Source organism: Lentzea sp. NBC_00516, assembly GCF_036346835.1.
GTDB classification, from domain to species: domain Bacteria; phylum Actinomycetota; class Actinomycetes; order Mycobacteriales; family Pseudonocardiaceae; genus Lentzea; species Lentzea sokolovensis.
Genome location: NZ_CP107840.1, coordinates 8,995,201 through 9,021,864, shown reverse-complemented (window position 1 = coordinate 9,021,864; position 26,664 = coordinate 8,995,201). Strand labels below are relative to the sequence as shown.

The window sequence follows — 26,664 nt, the reverse complement described above, 5'->3', positions numbered from 1 at the left end:
GTCAGACCAGCACCTCGCCGCCGTCGACGCCCAGCGAGATGCCGGTCATGAACGAGTTGGTGAGCGCGAAGAACACCGCGTCGGCGATCTCCGGAGCCTGTCCGACGCGTCCGGCAGGGCTCGTGGCCTCGCGGGAAGCGAACAGCGCGGCCTTCTTCTCCGCGCCGAGGCCGTCGTAGGCGCCGGTGTCGACGGTGCCGGGCGAGATCGCGTTGACCCGGATCGGCGCGAGCTCGACGGCGAGGCTCCTGGTCACCGCGTCCACGGCGGCGTTCGTGGCACCGACCGCGAGCATGCCCGGCATGACCTTGCGGGCGGAGGCACCGGAGAAGAAGACGAACGAACCGTCGCGCGGCATGCGCGGCGCGAAGTGCCTGGCCAGCAGGATCGGGCCGATGACCTTGACGTCGAACGAGGCCCGCACGGCGTCGCGGTCGAGGTCCGCGACGGTGCCACGCGCCCTTGCCGACGCGGTGGACACGACGTGGTCGACGCTCCCGATCCGTTCGGCGAGCGCGGCGACGCTGCTCTCGTCGGTCAGGTCGACGTGCTCGTCCTGGTTGCGCCCGGCCAGGACGACGGTGCCGCCGGCGTCGCGCACCCTGGCCGCCACCGCCCCGGCGATGCCGCTGTCACGACCGATGACCAGTACCTTCATCGCTGCTGCTCCTTGATCTCGTCGGGAGTGAGGCCGCGGTCGACGCCGTGCGGCACAACGGTTTGCCCTGGCTCCAAGGCCAGCTTCCGGTCGTCGAGGTAGACGTCGACGACGCCGGGTTCGAAGGAGACCCAGTCCGAGATCCGGGCGGACTCGGCCCACGCCTCTGGGTACGACCAGGCGGCGCGCTTGCGGTCCCCGATGTCGTAGTAGCTCGCCAAACCCTTGTAGGGACAGAAGGTCTCGCCTTCGACGTCCTTCAGCGCCGACGCGTCGATGTCCTCACGCGGCACGTACCAGCGCGGCGCGAAACCCGATTCGTACAGCGCCAGCGGCCTTGTCGTGTCTGCGATGACACGGTCGCCGTCGCGCACGACGAGGTGGCGTGTGGCCTGCCGGATGTCGACGCGGTGGTACGGATCGGCCGCGTGTCCGACGATGCGCTCGTCTTCCTCGTAGAACGCATCCATTGCGCGCCAGGCGAAAGCGACCCGATTCTCCAGCACCTTCGCATGGGTGGGCAGGTCGATGTGCTGCCACGCCGCGTGCTTCGCCGTCCCCACCGCGAACCACGCCGTCGCGCCGAGGTCGCGGTGGTTCGTCGTGCGTGTCTCTTCTTCGAGGCCCGTGACGTCACCTCGCGGGAAGTACGCGACCGGATAACGGCCAGGTTCGTGCAGCAGCACCACGTCCTCGCTGTCCGCGACCCACTCGCCCGCAAGCTGCACCCGCATCCGGCGGCGCAGTGGTTCGGCGAACAACAGCCGCTCCGGCAACGGCTCCGGCGTGAGGAACCGGCCCACGGCCTTCGCACCCAACGGCCCTTGCTGCCACGACAGACCCATGACCATCTCCTAACCCTTTAAGTGATGGTTGCTAGTTAGGCAGAGTGTCCTATAACCTGTAAAGGGTCACTTTGGAGGTTAGGAATGGACGAGGGACTGCTGCTCGGCCTGCTGAACACGACGCCGGTGATGGACGGCGTGCAGCATGACGAGCTCGCGGAGGCAGGTCCGCGGTGGCTGACCGAGCACGACCAGCCCGCCTCCGACGACGAGTGGCGCGCCCTGGTCGCAGCACGTGACGCCCTGCAGTCCGTGGTGCGGGGCCAGGCCGGACCTGCGACGCTGGCACCGTTCGTCGAGGACGTCCGGCAGTCGGCCTCCGTCGACGCGTCCGGCGTGGTGTGGCACCTCGACCTGCCCGAGGGACGGACCGCCGCCGCACGGGCCGTGCTCGCCTGGGACGCGCTGCGGGTGTCGAGCCCTGGCCGGTTGCGGGCGTGCGCGAACCCCGAGTGCCGGCTGTTCCTGATCGACCACAGCAAGCCGAACAGCGCCCGGTGGTGCTCGATGGCCGTCTGCGGCAACAGGATGAAGGCTCGCCGCCACTACCAGCGCACGCGAGGGGACAAGTGATGGCCCGCCTGCTGTCGCTCAACGTCGGACTACCCAAGGACGTTTCCTGGCACGACCGGACCGTCCACACCGGAATCTTCAAGCAGCCGGTCACCGGGCCGTTGACGGTCCGCAGGCTCAACATCGACGGTGACGGTCAGGGGGACCTCGGCGGGCACGGCGGCGAGAACCGCGCTGTTCTTGTCTACCAACGGGAGTCGTACGAGCACTGGCGGTCGGAGCTGGGCCGCACCTTCGAGTACGGCCAGTTCGGGGAGAACTTCACCGTCGAAGGCCTGGCCGACGCCGACGTGCACATCGGCGACCGGTTCCGCATCGGCACGGCCGAGTTCGAGGTCACCCAGCCGCGCGTCACCTGCTACCGCGTCGGCATGCGGCTGGCCGAGCCGCGGATGCCGTCGTTGATGGTCGCGCACGGCCGCCCCGGCTTCTACCTGCGGGTCATCACCGAGGGCGAAGTCCAGGCAGGCGACGAGATCGTGCGCACCGAGGTAGGCCGGCACCGGATGAGCGTGGCCGCGATCGACGCGTTGCTGTACCTGCCGGACCGCGACACCGAGCAGCTCGAGAAGGCCGTCGACATCCCCGCCCTGAGCCCTGGCTGGCAGGGTTCGTTCCGCGACCTGCTGACGCCCGCGGAGCCTGAACCCGTTGGCTGGCAGGGATTCCGCCAGTTGCGGGTCGAGGCGATCGTGCCGGAGAGCCCGTCCGTGACGTCGTTCCACCTCGCCGCCGAGGACCTGGCGCGTCCCGAACCTGGTCAATACCTGACCGTCCGCGTGCCGGCAGGCGTGCGGAGCTACTCGATCTCCTCGGACTCGTACCGGATCAGCGTCAAACGCGACGGCGTGGTCAGCACCTGGCTCCACGACCACGTGAAGGTAGGCGACACCCTCGACGTCGCCGCTCCCCGAGGCGACTTCACGCTGCACCCCGGCGACGAACCGGTGATCCTGCTGTCCGCGGGAGTCGGCGTCACCCCGGTGCTCGCGATGCTGCACGCCCTCAAGGGCACCGGCCGCGAGGTCTTCTGGTTGCACACCACCCGTTCCACCGACAACGCGTTCGCCACCGAAGTGCGGCAACTCAGCCCCGCGCACGAGCTCGTCCACTACTCGGACAACGGCCGGCTCACCCGCGAGAACCTCACCGACCTACCTGCCAACGCGAGCGCGTACCTGTGCGGCCCCAACGCTTTCATGGACGACATGCGCGAGGCCCTCATCGGCCTCGGCCTCGACCCGGCCCGCATCCACACCGAACTGTTCGGCGCCCGCACGGCCATCAACCCAGGCCTGGTCGGCACCGCAACCGTTGCACCGCACCAACCTGCGCTGGAGGGCACCGGCCCGAAGATCACGTTCTCCCGCAGCGGCCTCACGGTGGCGTGGCGCGAAGAGGACACGAGCCTGCTCGACCTGGCCGAGGCCTGCGACGTCCCGACCCGCTGGTCGTGCCGCACCGGCGTCTGCCACACCTGCGTGACCCCGGTGCTGTCCGGCACGGTCGTCAACCGGCCGGACCCGCTGGAACCGCCGGCTCCCGGCAGCGCGCTGATCTGTTGCGCGCGACCGGAAACCGATCTGGTCCTGGATCTCTAACGGTGGATCGTGATGCCGCGGATCGTCTTGAGGTCACCGAAGAGCGACGGCGTCGTGTTCACCCGGAAGTTGCCCACCACCATCATCTCCTTCGACTTGTCGCGCTTCTGCACCTCCAGGTGCACGGCGACCTGACCCTCGTGCGTCTTGAACACGCTCTTCAGTTCCTCGATCAGCTCCGGCGTGAGCGTCTTGGTGTGCAGGCCGAGGACGAGCGGCGGGTCCGCGCCGGGGTTCGCCTCCGCGTCGCTGATGTCGAGCGGGACGACACCGTCACCGAAGATCGCCATCTTGTCGTCGCGCCAGTTCACCCTGCCCTTGATGCACACGGCGGAGTCGAGCTCCAGGTCGTCGCGCAGCACCTCGTAGGACTTCGGGAAGAACAGGACCTCGATGGACGCGTCCAGGTCCTCGATGACCGTGATCGCCCACGGCAGGCCGTTCTTGTTCACCCGGCGCTCGATCGACGAGATCATGCCCGAGACGATCAGCTCGCCTTCCTTGGGCGGATCGTCGAGCACGACGGCGATCGGCCGTGGCGCGTACTTGCGCAGGATCCGCTCGGCGCCGTCGAGGGGGTGCGAGGACACGTACAGCCCCAGCATCTCCTTCTCGAGGCTCAGCATCTGCTTGCGCGGGTACTCCTCGGCGCCGAACTTGAGGTGCGCCAACGGAGAGCTGCTGTCGTCCTGGTCGTCGGCGCTGTCACCACCGAACAGGTCGAACTGTCCCTCCGCCTCCTTGCGCTTGATCGGGACGACGGCGTCGACCGCGTCCTCGTGCACCTGGATCAGCGACAGGCGCGGGTGGCCGAACGCGTCGAACGCGCCGGCCTTGATCAGTGACTCGATCACACGCTTGTTGCAGGCGACGAGTTCGGACTTGTCCATGAAGTCCGTGAAGGACGTGTAGGCGCCCTTCTCCTTGCGGCTCTTGATGATCGACTCGACGACGTTCGCGCCGACGTTGCGGATCGCGCCCAGGCCGAAGCGGATGTCCGTGCCGACCGCACCGAAGCGCAGCGCCGACTCGTTGACGTCCGGCGGGAGGACCTTGATGCCCAGGCGGCGGCACTCGGCGAGGTAGACCGCGGACTTGTCCTTGTTGTCACCGACCGACGTGAGCAGGGCGGCCATGTACTCGGCGCGGAAGTTCGCCTTGAGGTACGCCGTCCAGTACGAGATCAGGCCGTACGCGGCCGCGTGCGACTTGTTGAACGCGTAGCCGGCGAACGGGAGGATCGTGTCCCACAGCGCCGTGATCGCGTCGTCGGAGAAGCCGCGCGGGTCGTTGCGCATGCCCTGCTGGAAGCCCTCGAACTCCTTGGCGAGGACCTCGGCCTTCTTCTTGCCCATCGCCTTGCGGAGCACGTCCGCGCGGCCCATGGAGTAGCCCGCGACCTCCTGGGCGATGAACATGATCTGCTCTTGGTAGACGATCAGGCCGTGCGTCTCGCCGAGGATCACTTTGAGCGGTTCCTCGAGCTGCGGGTGGATCGGCTTGACTTCCTGACGGCCGTTCTTGCGGTCCGCGTAGTCGTTGTGCGCGTTCACACCCATCGGACCCGGGCGGTACAGCGCGCCGACCGCGACGATGTCCTCGAACGTCGTCGGCTGCATGCGGCGCAGCAGGTCGCGCATCGGCCCGCCGTCCAGCTGGAACACGCCGAGCGTGTCACCGCGGCCGAGCAGCGCGTAGGTCTCCGGGTCGTCGAGCGTGAGCTTGTCGAAGTCCGGGACCGCGTCCTTGCCGCGGTTGGCCTCGATGTTCTCGATCGCGTCGCCCATCACCGTGAGGTTGCGCAGCCCGAGGAAGTCCATCTTGAGCAGGCCGATGTTCTCGCACGACGGGTAGTCCCAGCCGGTGATGAACGAGCCGTCGTCGCGGTACCAGAGCGGGATGGACTCGGTGAGCGGGTCCTTCGACATGATCACCGCGCAGGCGTGCACACCGGCGTTGCGGATCAGGCCCTCGAGACCGAGCGCGGTGTCGAAGATCTCCTTCACCTGCGAGTCGGACTCCAGCAGCGACCGGACCTCGGCGGCCTCGCCGTAGCGCGGGTGGCTCTTGTTGACGATGCCGTTGAGCGGGATGTCCTTCGCCATGATCGGCGGCGGCAGCGCCTTGGAGATCTTGTCGGCGATCGCGAAGCCCGGCTGACCGTGGTGGACACGCGCCGAGTCCTTCAGCGCGGCCTTGGTCTTAATGGTGCCGAACGTGATCACCTGCGCGACCCTGTCGGCGCCGTACTTCTCGCTGGCGTAGCGGATCATCTCGCCACGACGGCGGTCGTCGAAGTCGATGTCGATGTCGGGCATGGCGGTGCGCTCGGGGTTCAGGAACCGCTCGAACAGCAGACCGTGCGGGATCGGGTCGATGTTCGTGATGCCCATCGCCCACGACACGGCGGCGCCCGCGGCGGAACCACGGCCGGGACCGACGCGGATGCCCACGCTGCGGGCGTAGCTGATCAGGTCGGCGACGATCAGGAAGTACGCCGGGAAGCCCTTGTCGATGATGACCTGGGCCTCGAAGTCACAGCGCTTGATGTACTCGTCGGGGACTTCCTGGCCCGTGAACCGCCACTCCAGGCCGCGCTGGATCTCCTTGCGGAACCACGAGGCCTGGTCCTCGCCCTCGGGCACCTCGAAGTTCGGGATCCGGTCCTTGACGCTCCAGATGTCGTCGTAGGACTCGACCATCGACGCGACGAGCAGCGTGTTGTCGCACGCCTCCGGCAGGTCCTTCCAGATCTGCCGCATCTCCTCGGACGACTTCAGGTAGTAGCCGTCACCGTCGAACTTGAACCGGTTCGGGTCGGTCAGCATCTTGCCGGACTGCACGCAGAGCAACGCGGAGTGCGTGTCCGCCTGGTCCTTGGTGACGTAGTGGCTGTCGTTGGTCGCCAGCGGCGGGATGGCGAGCTTCTTGCTGATCTCCAGCAGGCCGTCGCGGACCCGGCGCTCGATCTCCAGGCCGTGGTCCATCAGTTCCAGGAAGAAGTTCTCCTTGCCGAAGATCTCCTGGTAGTCGGCCGCGGCCTGGAACGCCTCGTTGACCTGGCCGAGCCGCAGCCGGGTCTGGACCTCGCCGGACGGGCAGCCGGTCGTGGCGATGATGCCGTCGGAGTGCTCCGCGACGAGCTCGCGGTCCATGCGGGGCTTGTAGTAGTAGCCCGTCTTGCTCGCCTCGGTGTGCAGGCGGAAGAGGTTGCGCAGGCCGTCCGCGTTGCGCGCCCACATCGTCATGTGCGTGTACGCGCCCGCACCGGAGATGTCGTCGCTGCGCTGGCCGGGATCGCCCCAGGCGACCGGCTTCTTGTGCAGGCGGTTGTGCGGCGCGAGGTAGGCCTCGATGCCGATGATCGGCTTGATGCCGGTCTTCATCGCCGTTTGGTAGAACTCGTCGGACCCGTACATGTTGCCGTGGTCGCTCATACCGACAGCGGTCATGCCGAGCCGCTCGGCTTCTTCGAACAACGGGGCCACCTTGGCCGCGCCGTCGAGCATCGAGTACTCGGTGTGCACGTGCAGGTGCACAAACGAGTCCGCCACGGTACCTCCAGGAGATCGAACGGACGCGTGGGAAGGACGCGAAATCCGGATCCGCCAACCCTATCCCGCCTCGAAGATCACCTCACGGAGGCTCGGGGGTTTGTCGCCGTGATCTCGATCCGGACAGGCGGTGGCACGGTGTTCCAGACCGCCAGGTAGCGTTCTTTTCGTGGTGCCCCCCGATCCCGTAGACGCCCGCCTGCTCGCTGTTCTCGCCGAGTCAGGTCGCGCCGCCGTGCACGAGATCGCCCAGCGCCTGGGGATGGACCCGCGCGAGGCCGCCATGCGTCTGATCACCCTCTCCGGCAGCGGCCTTCCGCTGCTCGTGGGCGTGGAGTGCGACCCGAACGGGGTGCGCCGGGCGCTGGCCAACGCCGCCGCCTACGGCAGTTACGTGGGCGGTCCGCCGTCCGGCCCGTACGCGGTGAACCAGAGCGGCCCCCACCCGGTCCAGCAGCAGCCCTACCCTCCTCAGGGTCCGGTCAGCCAGCCGTTCCCGGCCCAGCCCCAGGCCACCTGGGGCCCGCCCCAGTCAGCGGGCTGGGTGCGCGCGGACCAGCCGCAGCCCAAGCCTGTCGTCTCGCGGACCGGCAAGATCGGCACGGCCCTGGAGGCGGACAGCCTCGAAGGCGCCCGCCTGTCGATCCAGCTGATCGAGGTCGTCGACCCGGCGGACTTCCTGTTCACCGCCGCCGGCTACAAGCTCGCCGAGGGCGAACGGTCCGTGGTCGTGCACACCGAGGTGACGAACACCTCGCAGGTCCCGTACACCTCGCTGCCCGACATGTACCTCGTCCTGGTCACCAAGACCGGCGAGACCGTGACGAAGGCGCCCGTCTCGCTGTCCTCCCGGCCCGCGCACAAGCTCGGCGTGGCGCCGGGCGAGACCGCGGGCGGCCACAGCGTGTTCGTGCTGCCGGACGAGACCCAGGTGATCCAGGTCCGCTGGAGCGTGCGCCCCGAGGTGGACCTGAACACCCTGGTCTGGACCGTCGAGGACTAAAGCAGGGCCAGTGCTGCCGCGTGCACGCCAGGTGCGGCGGCCAGGTACTCGCGGGTCGTCAGCTCCCACGGCTTGCCGTCGAGATCCGTGACGACACCGCCCGCCTCCTGCACGAGCAGCACACCGGACGCGTGCGCGCGCACGTTGTCGTACTGCCAGTGCACGTCCATCCGTCCCGCCGCGACCTGGGCGAGCTGATGGGTCACCGGCACGGAGATCCGGACGTAGAGGGCTTCCTTCGCCATCGCGCTGTAGGCGGCGCCGACGCGGTCCGCCATCTCCGGGCCCTGGCCGGGCTGAGCCTGACCGGTGCCGGCCAGCGCGCCGTCCAATGAGGTCTTGTCCGAGACCTTGAGCCGGACACCGTTCAGGAACGCGCCGCCGCCCTCGGTGGCCGTGAACATCTCGTCGAACAGCGGGAAGTAGACGACCGCGAGCACCGGGCGGCCGTCGCGGACCAGGCTCACACCGATGTTCCAGTCCGTCATGCCGTGGACCGCGTTCATGTTGCCGCCGACCGGGTCGACCAGCCACCACTCGCCTGCTTCGAGCGGGCCGGAGCCGTGTTCGTCGTCGAGCCAGCGCGCGTCCGGGCGGATCTCGGCCAGTTCCGGCCTGAGCAGGTCGACGACGGCGGCGTCGTTGGCCCGGACGGCCTCGACGATCTCGGCGAGGCTGGAGGCGCGGGACTCCGTCGAGTAGCGCTTCAGCATGCGCGCTCCGGCACGGCGGACGGCGGCGGTGGTGGCGGTGAGCACTGCTTCCTCCAAGATTGACTGTCATGCAAGCGGATCTGAATCTGTTGACCGTGCTGGACGCCCTGCTCGACGAGGGCAGCGTGATGGGGGCGGCGCAGCGGCTGCACCTGTCGTCACCCGCGGTCAGCCGCACGCTCGGGCGGATCAGGAAGGTGACCGGCGACGACATCCTCGTGCGGACCGGCCACACGATGACGCCCACGCCGTACGCGCTGGGGATCGCCGACGAGGTGCGCCGGCTGGTGCGCGAGGCCAACGCCGTGCTGGCGCCGAGCCGTGAGCTGGACCTGGCCGAACTGGAGCGCACGTTCACCATCCAGTGCCACGACGCCCTCGCCTCGTCGGTGGTGCCGGCGTTGATCGCGCGGATCGCGGAGCAGGCGCCCGGCGTGCGGTTGCGGGTGCTCGCCGAGCAGTCCGCGGACACCGACGACCTGCGGCACGGCCGGGTCGACCTCGAACTCGGCGGCGGCACGCCCGGCCTCCCCGAGTTCCGCTCGGAGACGCTCGGCACCGACCCGCTCGCCGTGGTCATGCGGTCCGGCCATCCCTGCGCCGAACTGGATCTGCGCGCGTACGCGGCCTATCCGCACGTGGTGGTCTCCCGGCGCGGCCGGCTGACCGCCCCGATCGACGAGCTGCTGGCTGCGGAAGGCTTGCAGCGCAAGGTGATCGCGACCGTGGCGACCGTTCACTCGGCCCTGCAGATCGCGGCGGCGAGCGACGCGCTGATCACCACGACGGCGATCCTCTGCCGGCCGTTGATCGAGGCGTTCGGGCTGGTCACCCGGCCGCTGCCGGCCGAGTCACCGGAGGCGTCGATCAACTGCAACTGGCACCAGCGCTACGACTCCGACCTCGCCCACGCGTGGCTGCGCGACCTGGTGCGGACGATCCTCGCCGAGGTCCTAGCCCGGTAGCGGCAACGCCACGGCGCCGGGAAAGCGCGGGTTCTCGGCCTCGTCGAGCATCGCGGCGGCGACGGTCTCGCGGCTGACCTTCGCGGTGAGGTCGAACGGCGGCGCGTCGTCCAGGCCGACCGTGCGGCCGGGGCTCCCGGGCTCGTCGCTGAGCACGCCGGCGTGGAAGACGGTGCCACCGGCGGCGAGGACGGTGTCGTCGGCCGCGATCTTGTCCGGGATCCGGTCGCCCATCACCTTCCACAGCACCGCGGCGCCCTCTCCCGCCGCGTCGGCGGAGGCGCCCGTTCCGTACGCGCCGAGCCAGATGATCCGGCGCGGTCCGGCGGCGACCACGGCCTTGGCACCGTCGAGCAGGACGCCCGCCCGGTCCGTGCCGAGGCCGGACAGGACGACGGAATCGGCGTCGATGCTCAACGGCGTGCTCACGTCGCCGGCGACCTTGCGCAGGTTCGGGTGGTCGAGGGTGATCCGGCTCGGGTCGCGGGCGATCGCGGTGACGACGTGGCCGCGCTCCAACGCCTGGCGGGTGAGGGCGAAACCGGTCCGGCCCGAGGCCGCGAGAATGGTCAGGTGCATGCCGAGAACGCTATTGAGCACACCGATTAACATCAAGTGCAATGTCGTCAACCGGTGATTTACCCAAACGCAATCAGCCTTCTTCGCGCAGCTTTTCCAACGCCGCGGACAGGTCCTCCGGGTACTCGGACGTGAACGAGACCCACTGGCCGTCCGCCGGGTGGTGGAAGCCGAGCTGACGCGCGTGCAGCCACTGCCTCGTGATCCCGAGCCGCTTGGACAGCGTCGGGTCGGCCCCGTAGGTCAGGTCGCCGACGCACGGGTGGTGCAGCGCCGAGAAGTGCACGCGAATCTGGTGCGTGCGCCCGGTTTCCAGGTGCACCTCGACCAGCGAAGCGGCCCGGAACGCTTCCATCACCTCGTAGTGGGTGATGGACGGCTTGCCGTCCTGCATCACGGCGAACTTGTAGTCGTGCTTCGGGTGACGGTCGATCGGCGCGTCGATGGTGCCCTTGATCGGGTCCGGGTGGCCCTGCACAATCGCGTGGTAGACCTTGTCGACGGTCCGCTCTTTGAAGGCGTGCTTCAAAGCGGAGTACGCGGACTCGGACTTCGCGACCACCATCACACCGGTCGTGCCGACGTCGAGCCGGTGCACGACGCCCTGGCGCTCGGCGGCACCGGACGTGGCGACGCGGTGGCCGGAGGCGAGGAGCCCTCCGACGACGGTCGGCCCGGTCCAGCCCGGCGACGGGTGCACGGCGACACCGACGGGCTTGTCGATGACGATGATGTCGTCGTCCTCGTGGATGATGACCATGCCCTCGACGGGGATCGCCTGGACGGTGACCGGCTGCGGTGGCGCGGGCAGCGTGATCTCCAGCGTCGACCCGGCGATGAGCCGGTCGGACTTGCCGACGACCCGGCCGTCGACCAGCACCTCGTCGGAGTCGACGATGGCCGCGACGACGGTGCGGGACAGGCCGAGCAACTTCGCGAGGCCGGCGTCGACGCGCATGCCGTCCAGACCGTCGGGAATCGGCAGCGTTCGGTATCCGCTCACGCGGGGTGCCTCGACCTTCTTCTCCTTGCAGAACCCGCTGAATCTACCAGGAGCAGCTACTTCGACTCCGCCGCACCGTCGGACTCCGCGGTGGGCGTGGGCTCCACGACGAGCGCGGGCTCGTCCTTGTGGACGGTCCCGTCGTAGTCGTGCCGCAGCAGCGCCAGCACGATGATCGTGGCGCCACCGCCGACGATCGCCATGTCGGCGACGTTGAACACGGGCCACACCCGGCCGTACGGGTCGAACAGCGACAGGAAGTCCACGACGTGGCCGCGCATCGGGCCCGGCTCGCGGAACAGGCGGTCGGCGAGGTTGCCGACGGCGCCGCCCAGCACCAGGCCGAGGCCGACGGCCCAGCCCTGCGAACGGAGGTTGCGCGCGATCCAGAGGATGAACCCGGCGACGCCCAGCGCGATCAGCGCGAGGATCCACGTCTGCCCCTCGGCCAGTCCGAACGCGGCTCCGGGGTTGCGGACGAACGTCAGGTAGAGCACGCCGCCGAAGAGCTTGATCGGGTCGGCGCCCTCGAGGAACGCCACGGACACGACCTTGGTGAGCACGTCCAGGGCCAGCACGCCGCCGGCCAGGAGCGCGAGGATCTTCGTCCGCGGCTCCGGCAACGAGCCGGAGATCGAACCGGAGATCGAGAACTCGTCGTCGTCCTCCTCCGCCTTCGCGGGGGACTCCGCCGGTTCCTCCTCGGTCCTGCCCGCGGCCGGTTCCTCGACCACGATCGCGGGCGTCGCGGCCGTCTCAGGCTCGCTGACCTGCGCTTCCACCGGCTTGTCAGCGACCTTCCCGGCAGCCTTCTCGGCAGCTTTCTCCGCGGCCTTGGCCTCGTCACTCACCAGGTCATTGTCCACTACAGGGACTACGCGAGGAACGGCGGCAGGGTTCGGTTGTCGTCCTGGGGAACCCAGCGGCCGTCGCGCTGCGCGTAGGTCCACTTCGGACCCTCGGTGACGAGAGTGCGCAGCGCCGCGACCAAACGGTCCACGTGCTCGGGCGTCGTGCCGAGGCCGATCGACGCGCGCACGGCGCGTTCCTCGTGCGCTCCGACCTGCTTGACCAGACGCCCCACGATCACGTGCGCGCAGAACGCTCCGTCACGCACACCGATGCCGTACTCGGCGGACAGCGCCGCCGCGAGGAAGCCCGCGTCGAAGCCGGAGATGGTGAAGCTCACGACGCCCACCTTGTCGGCGTCGGTCAGGATCGCGAGCTCGCGCAGGCCGGGGATCGAGCGCAGGCCGTTCTGCAGGCGCGTCAGCAGTTCCTGCTCGTGCGCGACGGTCTGCTCCCAGTGCCGCGACAGGATCTCGCAGGCCGCGGCCAGGGCGTGCACACCGACGACGTTCGGGCTGCCGGCCTCGTGCCGCTCGGGCACCGCGGACCAGGCCACGCCGAGGCGGTCGCCGTGGTCGGTCACCTTCGAGGTCGCACCCCCGCCGACCAGGTACGGCTGGGCCTGCTGCAACCAGTCCGCGCGACCGACCAGCACACCCGCGCCGAACGGCGCGTAGATCTTGTGGCCGGAGAACGCGATGTAGTCGACGCCCAGCTCACGGGCGTTGATCGGGCGGTGCGGGGCGAGCTGGGCCGCGTCGAGCGCGATCCGCGCGCCGTGCCGGCGGGCGACCTTCGCGAGCTCCGCGACCGGCCACAGCTCCCCCGTGACGTTGGACGCCCCGGTGACGATCACGAGCCGAGGGCCGACCGGGGCGGCGGCCAACGCCCGGTCCAGTGCGACCACAGCAGCACCGGACGAAGACGGAGCGGGAACACGCTGAACGTTCGGCCCACGCCACGGCAGCAGTGCCGCGTGGTGCTCGCTGTCGAACAGGACGACGGCGGTGTTCTTGGGAACGCTGCGCGCCAACAGGTTCAGCGAATCGGTGGTGTTGCGGGTGAAGACGACGGCGTCGGAGGAGTGCGCCCCGACGAACCGGCGGATGCGGTCGCGGGCCTGCTCGTAGACGCGGGTCGAGACCTGCGAGGCGAACCCGGCGCCGCGGTGCACGCTGGCGTACCAGGGCAGCAGCTCGTCGACGGCGTCGCGCACTTCCTGCAGACAGGGCGCCGAGGCCGCGTGGTCGAGGTTGGCGTAGGTGACGCGCTCTCCGGTGACGAGCGGAACCCGCAGGTCAGCGCCGACGACAGCCGGAACGGCGGTGGTGGTTCCAGGGGTGATCGCGAGCGTCATCGAGCTGCCTCCGAGGCCAGGGGCCCCGTTGTGCGAAGGCCCGCGCTTGACCGGCGCCCCACGCGCCGGACCAGGTCCTCACCAAGGGCACCCCACCGCGGTTGGAGGGTTGCCGGCCAGCAAGCTTGGGCTTGACGCTGGCTCTCATGACCTGTCAACGACGTTAGCGGAGGCCGACGCGCTCGTCGACACCTGATTCAGATGCTGGGAAGCGTCGGTGACCGACTAATCGCCGGTCTCGCCCTTCCACCGTGCGTAGCGACCGGCGCGGTCGACGGCACGTACGCGCCGCTCAGCGGCATCGCGCGCTTCCTCGGTGGTGACGATGAGCAACTGGTCGTCCGTCTGCAGCCGGGTCGTCGGTTGTGGCGTGAAACTCTTTCCCGAGCGCACCACGAGGCTGACTGTGGCGCCGACGGGCAACCGCAGTTCGGTCATGTAGACGCCGTGCAGCTTCGACCCGCGCTGGATGTGCACCTGCAGCAGTTCGGCGCCCAGCTCGTCGAGCGGCGAGGAGTCGACCTGCACCTCCTGCGCCTCCCCCGTCTTCACCAGCCCGAGGCGCCGGGCGAGGAACGGCAGCGTCGTGCCCTGCACCACCGTCAGCACGATGACCAGCACGAACACCACGTCGACCAGTTCGCGCGCGCCCTCGACCCCCTGGATCAACGGGATCAGCGCGAACACGATCGGCACCGCGCCGCGCAGCCCCGACCAGGACAGGAAGGCCTGTTCCCGCCACGGCACCTTGAACGGCAGCGAGGCGAGGAACACCGACAGCGGCCGGCCCACGAACGTCAGCACCACGCCCGCGACCAGGGCGGGGAACAGCACGTCGAGCAGCCGCGACGGCGAGGCGTAGAGGCCGAGCAGCACGAAGAGCCCGATCTGGGCGAGCCAGCCGAGGCCTTCGGCGAACGAGAGGGTGTCGGCGCGGTGCGGCAGGCGGGCGTTGCCCAGGACCAGCGCGGCGACGTAGGTGGCGAGGAATCCGGAGGCGTGCGCGAGGTCGCCGGCCGTGTAGGCCATCACGCACACCGCCACTGTGGCGAGCGGGTACAGACCGGTGGAGGGCAGTGCCGCGCGTCTGAGCCCGGCTCCGCCGAGATAGCCGAGGGCGACGCCGATGAGCGCGCCCACGCCCAGTTCGTAGATCACCAGCAGCGGCGCGGTCCACGAGATCGCGTCCGACGAGGCCAGCAGCACGACGGCGATGTAGACGGGCGCGTCGTTGAGGCCGGACTCCAGTTCGAGCGCACCGGTGAGCCGCGGCCCCACGCCTAACGAGCGCAGGACGCTGAACACGGCGGCCGCGTCGGTGGACGACAGCACCGCGCCCCACAGCAACGCCATCCGCCAGTCGAGTCCGAGCAGGTAGTGCAGTGCCGTCCCGGTCACCGCCACGCTGACCACAACGGCCACTGTGGACAGTGCGACGCCCAGCCACAGCGAGGACTTCACCGCGTTCCAGCGGGTCGTGATGCCACCCTCGGTCAGGATCAGCACGAGCGCCGCGATGCCGAGGGACTGCGTCAGGTCGGCGTCGTCGAACTTGATGCCGAACGCGGCCTCGCCGAGCAGCACGCCGATGCCGAGGTACAGCAGGAGTGAGGGCAGCCCAAGCCGAGTCGACACCCGCACCGCGATCACGGAGATCAGCAGTACGGCCGCGCCGATGCCCAGAACGACCGTGACGTCACCCACCTGGACCATTCTGGTTGATCACCACCGATTCCGACGAATCCGACGATCGCCTCTACCGGGCTCATGCGCGGTGGAGCATGTTGATCTGTGGCTCAATCCCTAACCCTGCACGGAGTTGAACCATGAGGATCCTGATCGCGCTGGCGGCCGCCTTGATGGTGACCGGAGCAACAACAGCGCAAGCGGCCGCCCCTGCGGCTCTGGCGGCACCGAACATCAGCGTCGCGAACGTCCAAGCACACCTGAACCAGTTCCAGTCGATCGCGAACGCCAACGGCGGCAACCGCGCTCACGGACGACCGGGGTACCTGGCCTCGATCAACTGGGTCAAGAGCAAGCTCGACGCGGCCGGCTACACGACGCGCGTGCAGTCGTTCACCTACGGCGGCGCCACCGGCTACAACCTGATCGCGGACTACCCCGGCGGCGACGCGAACAACGTCGTCATGCTGGGTGGTCACCTCGACAGCGTCACGGCGGGCCCCGGCATCAACGACAACGGCACGGGTTCCGCGTCGATCCTGGAGGTCGCCCTCCAGGTGAAGGCAACCGGCTTCCAGCCGACCAAGCACCTGCGGTTCGGCTGGTGGGGCGCGGAGGAACTCGGGCTGCGCGGCTCGACGGCCTACGTGAACTCCCTGTCCACCACCGAGAAGTCGAGGATCAAGGCGTACCTGAACTTCGACATGACCGGCTCGCCGAACCCCGGCTACTTTGTCTACAACGGCGCCGACGGCCAGCCCACCGGTTCGGTGGCGCTGCAGCAGCGGCTGCAGGCGGGCTTCAACACGATCGGCGTCCAGACCGAGCTGACCAACGTCGGCGGCCGCTCCGACCACGCGGCGTTCGCACGGGCGAACATCCCGACCGGCGGCACCTTCACCGGCGCCGAGCAGACGAAGACCTCGGCGCAGGCGGCGAAGTGGGGTGGCACGGCCGGTCAAGCCTTCGACCGTTGCTACCACCGCTCCTGCGACACCACGTCGAACGTCAACGCCACGGCTCTCGACCGCAACGCGGACGTGATCGCCTACGCGTTGTGGAACACGGCGGCCTGATCATTTCGCGGTGAGCACCTGCACGGCCTCGTCGAGCACCGGTTCGACGAGGCCGGGCAGGGTCGCCCACATCTGCGCCTGGCCGAGGTAGAGGCTGAACGCGATGAGCGCGCGCTTCTTCGCGTGCTCGTGGTCGAACCCGAGCTGCTCGAACAGCTCGGTCAGGTAGCTCAAGCGTTTCTCCGTGACGCGCCGCAGGACCGGCGCGATCACCTCGTTCTCGGCGCCCGCCTGCAACGCCATCTCCACCGAGCCCTTGCGGCCGCGGTCGAGCACCGTGCCGAACAACGTCCTGAGCTTGTCCCGCGGTGACTTCTCCGCCTCGACCAGCTCGATGACCTTCTCGGTGTGCTCCCGCTCCCACCGCTCGACCGTCGCCTTCAGCAACGCCTCGCGGTTCGGGAAGTGGTGGTAGACGCTGCCTTTCGTGGCCCCGGCCTGTGCGGCCAGCGGTTCGATCGCCACCGCGGTGAGCCCGCCGTCGGCCAGCGCTCTCAGCGCTATCTCAGTCCAGTCATCGCGATTCCGCCGCACCACGCTTCCATACGCTACCGTACGTTTCAGGAACATACGGCAGCGTATGGAAGGGGATCCTCATGATCAGGAACGTCCACACCCGCGACCTCGGCGTGCCCGCGGGCCCGTTCGTCGACCGCATCCAGGAACTCTGGCCACCCGCGTGGGGCAAGCAGGAGTTCGACCGCCCGCTGGGGGTCGGCGCGGACGGCGGCCACGGCCCGATCCGCTACCGCTGCACCTCGTTCACACCCGGCGAGTCGATCACCTTCGCGTTCCGCGACGGCCACGGCACGCACACCCTGTCGGCGTCCGGCACCGTCGTGCGGCACGACCTGGTGGGCGACTTCCCGCTGGTCGCGCGGATCCGCTGGACGCTGGTGGTCCGCTGGCTGCACGACGCGTGCCTGGAGGACCTGTTCGACAACTTCGAACGCGCGGCGGGACGCGAGCCCGCCGCACCGGCCAGGTGGTCGCCCTGGGTCCGGCTGGTGCGGCGGGTGGTCGAATCGCAGATGAACCGTCAGGCGCAGCGCAGCTTCACGGGACCCGCGAAGTAGAGCCCGCCGAACACGTCGCCGTTCTCGGCGAGCACGTCCGGGAACACGTCGTGGGGCAACGGGTCGACCCTGCCGTCCGCACGCTGCACCGCGGCCCCCGACTCCCAGCGCGACATCTCGTCACCAGCGTCGTTGGCGGCCAGGACAGCGCCGCCGGGCAGCGTGCGGACGATCTCGCCCCGCAGGTTCCACTCCACCGAGATTCCCCGGTAGTCACCCTCCACCGCCGACGCCCCGTAGACGCGACCGTCCCGAATCAAACTCGGGAACACCTGGTAGTGCCCCTCCAGCGGCTGGAGTTCGACGCGCTCGCCCTGCCGATTCCACACGTAGTACCGCTGCGGCCCGTCTCCGCCGACGCCACCGACGACGTTGCCCGCGTCGTCGATTCCCTCAGTCCACCACGACCGCCCGTCGTCGGTGCCTTCGAGCAACCGCGGCAAGGCCACCCCGGCCGGCCACACCGCCAACGCTCCACCGGACTTGCCGACCACCTCACCGTCGGCGTTGATCGAGTGCACCGTCGACGACCTGCCGGGCAACTCGCCAAGCTTCTCCTCGCCACGCCACCGCCCGTCCTCACCGGCGCTGAGCAGCACACCGTTCCGGTTGATGTCGACGGAAGACCGCTGTACCGGGAACGTCACCGTCTCCGGCACCTCCTGATGCCAGACCACGACCGACTGGCCCCAGGTCGTCGAGGCCAGCCAGTCGCCGGCGCCGGCGAGAGTGCCGATCGAGGACTGACCTGCTGGAATCGGCAGATCAGTCCTGATCCACTCGCATCCCGTCTCCGCTTGTGCGGCGGTGGGTGCGACCAGCACACCCGTGATCAACACAGCGGCGCCCACCGTCAGGCGCCATCCCCCAGCAACCACGTGCCACCCCATCTCGGAGAGATCGACCGATCACCTGGAGGTGTCCGCTTCGGCGCAGGTGTTGCATCCAAAAGAAAAACGGCGTGTGCGGTGGACGAACCCACCGCACACGCCGTCAGCAGCGCCGTACTTACGCCTTCGCGACAGCGACCTTCACCTTCAGGCCGTCGCCGACCGTGCCCTCAGAAGAGCCCTCACCGAACACCACCGACGTCGTCAGCGTCTCGGCCTGCACGAACGACAGATGCGGCTCCACGGCGGAACGCACCGCGTCCGGAAGCTCCAGCGTCAGCGTGATCCGGTCGGACACGTCGAGCTGAGCGTCCTTGCGCGCCTGCTGCACCACGCGCACCAGGTCACGCGCGACGCCCTCGGCCTCCAGCTCCGGCGACAGCACCGTGTCGAGCACGACGACACCGGCACCGCCCGGCAGAGCGGCCGTGGCGGCGGGATCCGTTGCCACCAGGCGCTGTTCGTACTCGCCCTCGAACAGCTCGACACCGGCGGCGACGATCTTTCCGTCCACTTCGGACCAGTCACCGGCCTTGACGGCCTTGATGACCTTCTGCACGTTCGGCCCGAGCCGAGGACCGGCGGCACGCGCGTTGACGACCAGCTGGAACTGCCCGTGGGCGTCGACGTCCGTGGACAGCGACACCTCCTTGACGTTGACCTCGTCGCGCACGATCTCGGCGAAGTCCTCCAGCGAGCCCGCCACCGGCGACGCGACCGTCAGGCGCGCCAGCGGAAGCCGCACGCGCAGCTTGTTCGCCTTGCGCAGCGACAACGCCGTCGAGCAGACGTCACGCACCTCGTCCATCGCCGCCACCAGCGCGTCGTCCGCGGGCAGGTCCGACACCGACGGGAAGTCCGTCAGGTGCACCGAACGGCCACCGGTCAGCCCGCGCCACACGACCTCGGTCGTGTACGGCAGCAACGGCGCCGTCACGCGCGTGACGACCTCCAGCACGGTGTGCAGGGTGTCGATCGCGTCCTGGTCACCGTCCCAGAACCGCTGCCGCGACCGCCGCACGTACCAGTTCGTCAGCACCTCCAGGTACTCGCGCACCAGCTGGCACGCACCGGAGATGTCGTAGACGTCCATCGCCGCCTGGACGTCGCGCACCAGGTCGTGCGTCTTCGCCAGCGCGTACCGGTCGAGCACGTTCTTCGAGTCGACGCGCCACGTGCCCTCCTTCCCGGAAGCGTTGGAGTACAACGCGAGGAAGTACCAGGAGTTCCACAGCGGCAGCACCGCCTGGCGCACCGCGTCCCTGATGCCGCGCTCGGTCACCACGAGGTCGCCACCGCGCAGGATCGGCGACGCCATGAGGAACCAGCGCATGGCGTCCGAGCCGTCGCGGTCGAAGACCTCGTTGACGCTCGGGTAGTTCTTCAGCGACTTGGACATCTTCTGGCCGTCGTCACCGAGCACGATGCCGTGCGCCACGCAGTCGCGGAACGCGGGCCGGTCGAACAACGCCGTCGCGAGCACGTGCATGGTGTAGAACCAGCCACGCGTCTGCCCGTTGTACTCGACGATGAAGTTGCCCGGGTAGTGGTTCTCGAACCACGTCGCGTTCTCGAACGGGTAGTGCACCTGCGCGAACGACATCGAGCCCGACTCGAACCAGCAGTCGAGCACGTCCGGGATGCGCCGCATGACGGACCGACCGCTCGGGTCGTCCGGGTTCGGCCGCGTCAGGTCGTCGATGAACGGCCGGTGCAGGTTGTCCGGACGCACGCCGAAGTCGCGCTCCAGCTCGTCCAGCGACCCGTACACGTCCGTGCGGGGGAACTCGGGGTTGTCCGAGGTCCACACGGGCAGCGGCGAGCCCCAGTACCGGTTGCGCGAGATGTTCCAGTCGCGCGCGTTCTCGAGCCACTTGCCGAACTGGCCGTCCTTGATGTGGCCGGGCACCCAGTTGATCTGCTGGTTGAGCTCGACCATCCGGTCCTTGAACTGCGTGACCGCGACGAACCACGCCGACAGCGCGCGCTGGATCAGCGGGTTCGCACACCGCCAGCAGTGCGGGTACGGGTGGTCGTAGGTCTCGTGGCGCAGCAGCAGGCCCGCGTCCTTGAGGTCGCGGATGATCAGCTTGTTCGCCTCGAAGACGTGCACACCCTGGTACGGCGCCACCTCCGCGGTGAACTTGCCGTCCGGACCGACCGGCACGACGACCTCGATGCCCGCCGCGTCCGTCACGACCTTGTCGTCCTCACCGAACGCCGGTGCGATGTGGACGATGCCCGTGCCGTCGTCGGTGGTCACGTAGTCCGCGGCCAGCACCTGGTGCGCGTTCTCGCGGCCCACGAAGAAGTCGAACGGCGGCAGGTACTTCTTGCCCAGCAGGTCAGAACCCTTGTAGCGGGCGACGACCTCGGGCTCCTCGCCCAGCTCACGCGCGTACGCCGCGACACGGGCCTCGGCCAGCAGGTACTTGTCGCCGTCGGAACCGACCACGGTCACGTAGTCGACGTCCGGGTGCACGGCGGCGGCCAGGTTGCTCGGCAGCGTCCACGGCGTGGTCGTCCAGACCAGGGCCTTCTCACCGGACTCGAGGCGCAGCGCGACCGTGACGGCGGGGTCCTGCCGGTCCCGGTAGGCGTCGTCCATCTTGGTCTCGGTGTTCGACAGCGGCGTCTGGCAACGCCAGCAGTACCAGAGCACCCGGAAGCCCTCGTAGATCAAGCCCTTGTCCCACAAGGCCTTGAACGCCCACATGACGCTTTCCATGTAGTCGAGGTCGAGCGTCTTGTAGTCGTTGTCGAAGTCGACCCAGCGAGCCTGCCGCGTCACGTACTCGCGCCACTGGTCCGTGTACTGCAGCACGGACGTGCGGCAGGCCTCGTTGAACTTCTCGATGCCGAGCTCGTCGATCTCGTGCTTCTGCGTGATGCCCAGCTGCTTCTCGGCCTCGTACTCGGCCGGCATGCCGTGCGTGTCCCAGCCGAACCGGCGCTCGACGTGCTTGCCGCGCATCGTCTGGTAGCGCGGCACGACGTCCTTGACGTAGCCGGTCAGCAGGTGCCCGTAGTGCGGCAGGCCGTTGGCGAACGGCGGGCCGTCGTAGAAGACGAACTCGTTCTCGCCGCTCTCGCCCACCGGGTTGCGGTCGATGCTCGCCTGGAAGGTCTCGTCGTCCTTCCAGTACCCGAGCACGTCCTGCTCGAGGTTCGGAAAGGACGGCTGCGCCGGGACCTCGTTCGCTCCGGCCCTGGGGTAGGCCATCTTCACTGCTCCTCGCGGTCAGATGCGACACGCGAGGACGACACACCGATGTGGCTCGGTCCGCCGCGGTACCACCCCGCTTGCCCGTCTGACGACGAGCCTCTCGTTCTTCGGCTGTGACGGGCCGGTCCCGTCCGGTTCTACTGAGGCGCTCGCGCACCCGTTCTTCCGGAGGCTCCCCGGTGATGGCCGGATCGGTGCCTGTGAGTTACAGAGTAACCGCAGGCGCAAACCGTATGCTCGCGCGATGACGTTGACCATCGCGTTGTCGATCGTGCTGGCCCTGCTGTTCGTGGCGACGGGCGCGGGCAAGCTGTTCGGGGCGAAGGCGTCACTCGAGGCCCGCGACCACTTCCGGATGAACCCGGCGCTGTGGCGCACCATCGGCGCGCTGGAGTGGGCCGGTGCGGCCGGCCTGGTCGTCGGCCTGGTCACGTGGGAGTGGGTGGCGCACGCGGCCACCGTCGGGCTCGGGCTGCTGATGGTCGGCGCCACGATCACCCGGCTGAGGTACGACTCGAAGCCTTCTGGCGTGGTCGTGGACCTGGCGCTGCTGGCGTTGCTGATCATGCTGCTGTTCCTGGACCGGTGAGGCACGAGTTCCGCGTCCTCGGCGCACCTGAGATCCGGCTCGGCGCCGACCTCGTCGACGTCGGCCACGCCCGCCAGCTGAGCGTGCTGGCGGTGCTGCTGGTGGACGTCAACCAGGTCGTCGGCATCGACAAGCTGCTGGCACGGGTGTGGGACGACGCGCCGCCGCGGCAGGCCAAGGCCGCGCTCTACAGCTACATGTCCCGGCTGCGGACGGCGCTCGACGGCACCCCGATCGTCCGTCGCTCCGGCGGGTACGTGCTGGAGACCGACCCCGCGTCCATCGACCTGCACCGGTTCCGCTCGCTCGTCGCGCTCGGACGCCCCGACGAGGCCATGGCGCTCGTGCGCGGTGAACCGTTCGCGGGACTGCACGGCACGTGGTTCGCCGGTCTGCGCGAGACGCTGGCGGGCGAGATCACCGCCGCCGAACTCGACCGCACCGACGCGCGCCTGGCCGCCGGTGAGCACCTCTCGCTGGTCGCCGAGCTGACCGCCCGCACGTCCGAACGCCCGCTCGACGAACGGCTCGCGAGCCAGCTGATGCGCGCGTTGATCGGCGCCGGCCAACGCCCCGAGGCGCTCGCCCACTACTCGCAGCTCCGCGACCGGCTCGCGGACGAACTGGGCCTCGACCCCGGTCCCGCGTTGCGCGACCTGCACGCGTCGCTGGTCCAACGTCCACAGTGGAGTCCGCGCCAACTTCCCGCCGCCCCAACGGATTTCGCCGGCATGACGGCCGAGCTCGCGGCCCTCGACCTGGCCGGGCCGATCGTCACGATCACCGGCCCGGCCGGCACGGGAAAGACGCGGCTCGCGTTGCACTGGGCGCACGAACACGCCGCCGACTACCCGGACGGCCAGTTGTTCGTGGACCTCGACGGCTCCGATCCGGCCGACGTCGTCCGCGGGTTCATCATCGCGCTGGGCACCAGCCCTGACGGCATCCCACCGGAACCGCACGCGCAGACAGCGCTCTACCGCACGTTGCTGGCCGACCGGCGGATGCTGATCGTGCTCGACAACGCCGCGGACACCGCCCAGGTCGTGCCGCTGCTACCGGGCACGCCGCGGTGCCGTGTCGTCGTGACGAGTCGCGAACGCCTGCCCGGCCTCGTCACCGCGCACGGCGCACGCCCGGTCGTGCTCTGAGTAGAAATACTCATGGTGCGCTGAGCGGCGCCTCCCCCAGACTTCTCGACGAGGTGATTGGGGGATCACGTGAAATTTCTGGCGCTCGCCGCTGTGCTGAGCACCACCGTCGTCGCTCCGGTGCAGGAGTTCTCCTTCGAGGCCGAAGCCAACGCATGGCCGGTGCACGGCCGTTCCGCGCACCTGTCGGCGCCGACCGACGAGATCCGGGTCGGGCTCCGTCGAGCCGACAACACGATCAGGATCCACGCCGAGTACAACGGCCTGCGGGACTACCTCCTGGTCGAGCTGAAACGGCACGACGAACAGCTGATCACCGCCGGTTCGTACCACGACGAGCAGGTCAGGGTCTTCGGCGACGGCTTCGTCTGCACCGACGACACGGCCGACTTCACCGTTGACCGCGTCGAGTACAACGACGACGGGTGGACCGACGTGTTCGCGGCGTCGATCACGCACACCTGTGGAGACCAGCCCTTCAACGCGTTCCGGGCACGGGTCGACTTCAACCGCTGACATCCTGGGGGAACCATGATTCGCGCAGTTCTGACCGCATCCGCACTGCTGCTCGCCACCGCCACACCCGCGTCGGCCGACGCCACCGGCTACCTCTTCTGGGACTCCGACCCGAAGGCGCACCCGACTCAGGGCCGCTCCGGCAGCTGGACGCCGCCGGAGCTGTTCTCCGTGCGCGAGGACCCCGAGGAGGGCAACCTCATCCGGATCAAGGGCGAGTCCTCCGACGGGTGGGAGTACCTCATGATCGAGCTGTACCGCCACGACGGGCAGCGCATCACGGAGGGCCACTTCGAAGACCAGAAGGTCCTGGTCGTGAACCGCGGCCTCGGCTGGTACGACAACGCCGGCGACTTCGACGTCGACCACATCGCCTACAACGACGAGGGCCTGATCTCGGAGTTCGACGGCGCGATCGAGCACCACTACGAGGACGGGCCGGACGGCACGTTCCGCGCGAAGGTCAGCTACCGGCGCTGACGTCGGCGACAGTGGTCGTGTTCCGCCTGGACCGCCTGCGGAGCACGACCACCCCGACGACCACCAGCAGGAGCAGCACCACCCCACCCGCGATCGGCATCAGCCAGCGGTCGAGAAACGTCGGTGACGCCTTGTTCTCGCGGACGAACGCCCGGATCCGGTCCCGCAGCGCCGCGTCCTTGGTGAGCTCGCCGAACATCGCCGAGCCCGGCACGATCTCCAGCTTCGCGTTCGATGCGGCGCCGGCCACGTCCCGGGCATGATCGGGGAGTCCCACGGACTCGACGGCGTCGTCCTGCGCCGCGATGACGAGAGACGGCACCCGGACGGCGCCGATGTTGTCCACGGCGTTGAGGTCGGCGCTTTGCGTCTGGAAGGCCCGGAACGGTGAGAGCAGGAACATGCCCCTCAAACCGGGGATCTTCTCCGCCACCGTGGCGATCGCGGTGGCACCGGTGCCGGCACCGCCCGCGATGATCGAGGAAGCACCGCGGCTGTCGAGTTCCCGTGCCGCGCCCAGGACGTCGAGGTCGTACGAGTGCCTGTTCTCCTTGAGAGCCATGCTGCGCATCTCGTAGAGCAGCACCTGGTGGCCGTCGTCCGCGAGTTGGCGCGCCAGCGGCAGCCACTCGCAGACGGTCTCCAACTGGGCGTGGGCGAGGAGGACTCCGCTGGAGCCGCTGCCGAACACCAGTCCGGGCAGCTCGACGCCGTCCTCGGCCTTGAACGTGATGGCGTCCTCGCGCAGGTCGGCGGGCACGCACGGGTGCAGCTCGGTCTTGGGCTGCGCTACGGCTGGTGCGGTACCGGCCAGCACGAACCCGACAACGACCACGGCCCCCAGAAATGATCTCAGTGGCATGGCGGATTCATAGCGCACGAAGACATCGGTCGTCCGCGAAACGGACGCAACCGGTCCGTTCAGGCGTCGCGGGAGGCGGTACGGCTCCTGCGCACCAGCACCGCGTCAGGGGTGCAGTGGGCGCAAGGCGTGAACTGCAACTGCCGTGCCTCCTGCACCGGGAGGCCCAGTGTGGGCCTCCCGGCAAGCCAGGAGCACGAGCTCAGGTGATACCGGGGCCGCTCGTCCAGCACCCGGACCTCGTCCACCAGATCGGCCACGACGAGCAGGTCCGCCGCGTCGGTGTCCTCTTCCAGTGGTTCCTCGTCAGCAGGCGGCGTGTCGGCTTCCGCCGGCACCACCACCCGTTGATCATCAGCTGCAGCTTGTTGATCTACACTCTGCGCGTCGGCAGCGGGGTCCCCCGGTCGCCGTCGCCACCAGTCCCAAGCAAGGACCAGGGCGGCGAGCACGCTCGCGCCCACGGACGACCACGCCCAGATCGTGTTGGACGTGGCCAGCGCAGGAACGAGCAACCCGAGGGCTGCCAGCACCAGAAGTAGAACTACGAAGAGCACCTAGCGAACAGTAGTTCAGCCCGCTTCAGCGCGTGCGCCGAACGAGTAGCCCTGGGAACGACCCTCGGACGGAGCGGCCGGGCCGCGGTCCTGGAGGTCGCGCAGGGACGACTCGAGCATCGTCTTCAGTCGCGTGCGGTACTCGCGCTCGAACGTCTGCAGCTTGTCGATCTGCTTCTCGAGCGTGTTCTTCTCCTGGGTGATGTTGCCCATCACCTCGGCGTGCTTGCGCTGCGCGTCACGGTCCAGCGCGGTGGCCTTCTCACGGGCCTGCCGCTCCAGAGTCTCCGAACGCGTCCGCGCGTCGTTGAGCATGGTCTCGGCACGCGTGCGTGCCTCGTTGACCATCGTGTCTGCCTTGGCGCGGGCCTCGGACAGCAGCTGCTCGGACTTCGTGCGGGCCTCGGACAGCATTCCGTCCGCCTCGGCCTTCGCCTCGCCCGTCAGCCGGTCCGCCATCTCCTGGGCGAGACCCAGGACCTTCGCGGCCTGCACGTGGTGGTCTCCGCCACCACCGGGGGACGTCTGCTCCATGACCGAAGGCGGCGGGACCGGCGCCAGGCGGCGCGGCTCCTCGACCGGCATACGGGTCGTCATGGGGCTGGAGGAAGCCTTGGCACGCGCGTCGTCGAGGTCGGCGCGCGACGTCTCAAGCTGCTGGTCGAGCTGCTCGACCTGCTGACGGAGGTCGTTGTTCTCCTCGATCAAGCGGGCGAGCTCGCCCTCAACCAGGTCGAGGAACGCGTCCACCTCGTCCTCGTTGTAGCCCCGCTTGCCAATCGGCGGCTTGCTGAATGCAACATTGTGCACGTCAGCGGGGGTCAACGGCATCGGATCACCTCTCGCACTCCTGGG

General features: G+C 69.0%; 25 protein-coding genes and 1 riboswitch. Of the genes, 10 read left to right on the top strand and 15 right to left on the bottom strand.

The window, feature by feature from the left end; all coding sequences use genetic code 11:
* Nucleotide 1: 1 nt before the first annotated feature.
* On the bottom strand, nucleotides 2-658 hold the full coding sequence (locus OG205_RS41905; protein WP_330273322.1) for an SDR family oxidoreductase: 657 nt from the start codon (nucleotides 656-658) through the stop codon (nucleotides 2-4).
* Nucleotides 655-1,503: a DUF427 domain-containing protein gene (locus tag OG205_RS41900; protein WP_330273321.1), complete on the bottom strand. Its 849-nt coding sequence runs from the start codon at nucleotides 1,501-1,503 to the stop codon at nucleotides 655-657. The genes OG205_RS41905 and OG205_RS41900 overlap by 4 nt, the downstream gene beginning before the upstream one ends.
* A gap of 84 nt (nucleotides 1,504-1,587) precedes the next feature.
* On the opposite strand from OG205_RS41900, the gene OG205_RS41895 reads away from it, so the two are divergent.
* Together OG205_RS41895 and OG205_RS41890 are read left to right on the top strand one after the other, a co-directional pair.
* Complete coding sequence (locus OG205_RS41895; protein WP_330273320.1) at nucleotides 1,588-2,076, top strand: CGNR zinc finger domain-containing protein; 489 nt, start codon at nucleotides 1,588-1,590, stop codon at nucleotides 2,074-2,076.
* Nucleotides 2,076-3,677: an MOSC domain-containing protein gene (locus OG205_RS41890; protein WP_330273319.1), complete on the top strand. Its 1,602-nt coding sequence runs from the start codon at nucleotides 2,076-2,078 to the stop codon at nucleotides 3,675-3,677. Before OG205_RS41895 ends, OG205_RS41890 begins: the two co-directional genes overlap by 1 nt.
* Here OG205_RS41890 and dnaE read toward each other — a convergent pair.
* Nucleotides 3,674-7,186, bottom strand: coding sequence for a DNA polymerase III subunit alpha (gene dnaE, locus OG205_RS41885; RefSeq protein WP_442916862.1), 3,513 nt, complete (start codon nucleotides 7,184-7,186; stop codon nucleotides 3,674-3,676). The genes OG205_RS41890 and dnaE overlap by 4 nt on opposite strands.
* 214 nt (nucleotides 7,187-7,400) lie before the next feature.
* Here dnaE and OG205_RS41880 point away from each other — a divergent pair, with 214 nt between their 5' ends.
* The gene (locus OG205_RS41880) at nucleotides 7,401-8,234 is read left to right on the top strand and encodes an AsnC family protein (RefSeq protein ID WP_330273317.1); all 834 of its coding nucleotides are present in this window, start codon (nucleotides 7,401-7,403) and stop codon (nucleotides 8,232-8,234) included.
* Here OG205_RS41880 and OG205_RS41875 read toward each other — a convergent pair.
* Nucleotides 8,231-8,992, bottom strand: a complete 762-nt coding sequence (locus tag OG205_RS41875) for an inositol monophosphatase family protein (RefSeq protein WP_330273316.1) — start codon at nucleotides 8,990-8,992, stop codon at nucleotides 8,231-8,233. The two genes, OG205_RS41880 and OG205_RS41875, sit on opposite strands and share 4 nt — an antisense overlap.
* Before the next feature lie 23 nt (nucleotides 8,993-9,015).
* Between OG205_RS41875 and OG205_RS41870 the strand changes: the two genes are divergently transcribed.
* On the top strand, nucleotides 9,016-9,912 hold the full coding sequence (locus OG205_RS41870; RefSeq protein WP_330273315.1) for a LysR family transcriptional regulator: 897 nt from the start codon (nucleotides 9,016-9,018) through the stop codon (nucleotides 9,910-9,912).
* Here the strand turns inward: OG205_RS41870 and OG205_RS41865 are convergent.
* The 5 genes from OG205_RS41865 to OG205_RS41845 form a co-directional block, all read right to left on the bottom strand.
* Nucleotides 9,901-10,491, bottom strand: coding sequence for an NAD(P)-dependent oxidoreductase (locus OG205_RS41865; protein WP_330273314.1), 591 nt, complete (start codon nucleotides 10,489-10,491; stop codon nucleotides 9,901-9,903). The two genes, OG205_RS41870 and OG205_RS41865, sit on opposite strands and share 12 nt — an antisense overlap.
* A 73-nt stretch (nucleotides 10,492-10,564) precedes the next feature.
* Nucleotides 10,565-11,449, bottom strand: coding sequence for an RluA family pseudouridine synthase (locus tag OG205_RS41860; RefSeq protein WP_330278350.1), 885 nt, complete (start codon nucleotides 11,447-11,449; stop codon nucleotides 10,565-10,567).
* Between the two features lie 101 nt (nucleotides 11,450-11,550).
* Nucleotides 11,551-12,345 carry a signal peptidase II gene (gene lspA / locus OG205_RS41855; protein ID WP_330273313.1) on the bottom strand — a complete coding sequence of 265 codons (795 nt, stop codon included), beginning with the start codon at nucleotides 12,343-12,345 and terminating at the stop codon, nucleotides 11,551-11,553.
* A gap of 23 nt (nucleotides 12,346-12,368) precedes the next feature.
* Entirely contained in the window at nucleotides 12,369-13,700 is a 1,332-nt protein-coding gene (locus OG205_RS41850) for an aminotransferase class V-fold PLP-dependent enzyme (RefSeq protein ID WP_330273312.1), read from the bottom strand.
* A gap of 37 nt (nucleotides 13,701-13,737) precedes the next feature.
* A riboswitch (SAM riboswitch) is annotated at nucleotides 13,738-13,852 on the bottom strand.
* Nucleotides 13,853-13,925: 73 nt separating this feature from the next.
* The gene (locus OG205_RS41845) at nucleotides 13,926-15,413 is read right to left on the bottom strand and encodes a potassium/proton antiporter (protein ID WP_442916665.1); all 1,488 of its coding nucleotides are present in this window, start codon (nucleotides 15,411-15,413) and stop codon (nucleotides 13,926-13,928) included.
* A 113-nt stretch (nucleotides 15,414-15,526) separates the two neighbouring features.
* Here OG205_RS41845 and OG205_RS41840 point away from each other — a divergent pair, with 113 nt between their 5' ends.
* Nucleotides 15,527-16,462: a M28 family metallopeptidase gene (locus OG205_RS41840; RefSeq protein WP_330273310.1), complete on the top strand. Its 936-nt coding sequence runs from the start codon at nucleotides 15,527-15,529 to the stop codon at nucleotides 16,460-16,462.
* Here the strand turns inward: OG205_RS41840 and OG205_RS41835 are convergent, their stop codons facing one another.
* Nucleotides 16,463-16,999 carry a TetR/AcrR family transcriptional regulator gene (locus OG205_RS41835; RefSeq protein WP_330273309.1) on the bottom strand — a complete coding sequence of 179 codons (537 nt, stop codon included), beginning with the start codon at nucleotides 16,997-16,999 and terminating at the stop codon, nucleotides 16,463-16,465.
* Nucleotides 17,000-17,058: 59 nt separating this feature from the next.
* Between OG205_RS41835 and OG205_RS41830 the strand changes: the two genes are divergently transcribed.
* Nucleotides 17,059-17,538, top strand: a complete 480-nt coding sequence (locus OG205_RS41830; RefSeq protein WP_330273308.1) for an SRPBCC family protein — start codon at nucleotides 17,059-17,061, stop codon at nucleotides 17,536-17,538.
* Here the strand turns inward: OG205_RS41830 and OG205_RS41825 are convergent.
* On the bottom strand, nucleotides 17,502-18,389 hold the full coding sequence (locus OG205_RS41825) for a hypothetical protein (protein WP_330273307.1): 888 nt from the start codon (nucleotides 18,387-18,389) through the stop codon (nucleotides 17,502-17,504). The genes OG205_RS41830 and OG205_RS41825 overlap by 37 nt on opposite strands.
* Nucleotides 18,390-18,546: 157 nt before the next feature.
* On the bottom strand, nucleotides 18,547-21,651 hold the full coding sequence (gene ileS / locus OG205_RS41820) for an isoleucine--tRNA ligase (protein ID WP_330273306.1): 3,105 nt from the start codon (nucleotides 21,649-21,651) through the stop codon (nucleotides 18,547-18,549).
* 247 nt (nucleotides 21,652-21,898) lie between these two features.
* Between ileS and OG205_RS41815 the strand changes: the two genes are divergently transcribed.
* The 4 genes from OG205_RS41815 to OG205_RS41800 all read left to right on the top strand — a co-directional run bounded on the left by OG205_RS41815 (nucleotide 21,899) and on the right by OG205_RS41800 (nucleotide 24,390).
* Nucleotides 21,899-22,243 carry a DoxX family protein gene (locus OG205_RS41815; RefSeq protein WP_036014530.1) on the top strand — a complete coding sequence of 115 codons (345 nt, stop codon included), beginning with the start codon at nucleotides 21,899-21,901 and terminating at the stop codon, nucleotides 22,241-22,243.
* Entirely contained in the window at nucleotides 22,240-23,394 is a 1,155-nt protein-coding gene (locus tag OG205_RS41810; RefSeq protein WP_330273305.1) for an AfsR/SARP family transcriptional regulator, read from the top strand. Before OG205_RS41815 ends, OG205_RS41810 begins: the two co-directional genes overlap by 4 nt.
* Before the next feature lie 69 nt (nucleotides 23,395-23,463).
* On the top strand, nucleotides 23,464-23,910 hold the full coding sequence (locus OG205_RS41805) for a hypothetical protein (RefSeq protein WP_330273304.1): 447 nt from the start codon (nucleotides 23,464-23,466) through the stop codon (nucleotides 23,908-23,910).
* A 15-nt stretch (nucleotides 23,911-23,925) separates the two neighbouring features.
* Nucleotides 23,926-24,390, top strand: coding sequence for a hypothetical protein (locus OG205_RS41800; protein ID WP_330273303.1), 465 nt, complete (start codon nucleotides 23,926-23,928; stop codon nucleotides 24,388-24,390).
* Here OG205_RS41800 and OG205_RS41795 read toward each other — a convergent pair.
* From OG205_RS41795 to wag31, 3 genes are read right to left on the bottom strand one after another with little or no spacing between them, the layout of a single operon-like run.
* On the bottom strand, nucleotides 24,374-25,252 hold the full coding sequence (locus OG205_RS41795) for a hypothetical protein (RefSeq protein WP_330273302.1): 879 nt from the start codon (nucleotides 25,250-25,252) through the stop codon (nucleotides 24,374-24,376). The genes OG205_RS41800 and OG205_RS41795 overlap by 17 nt on opposite strands.
* A 59-nt stretch (nucleotides 25,253-25,311) precedes the next feature.
* Nucleotides 25,312-25,809, bottom strand: a complete 498-nt coding sequence (locus OG205_RS41790) for a hypothetical protein (protein ID WP_330273301.1) — start codon at nucleotides 25,807-25,809, stop codon at nucleotides 25,312-25,314.
* Nucleotides 25,810-25,824: 15 nt separating this feature from the next.
* Nucleotides 25,825-26,640, bottom strand: coding sequence for a DivIVA-like cell division protein Wag31 (gene wag31, locus OG205_RS41785; protein ID WP_093597422.1), 816 nt, complete (start codon nucleotides 26,638-26,640; stop codon nucleotides 25,825-25,827).
* Nucleotides 26,641-26,664 lie beyond the last annotated feature (24 nt).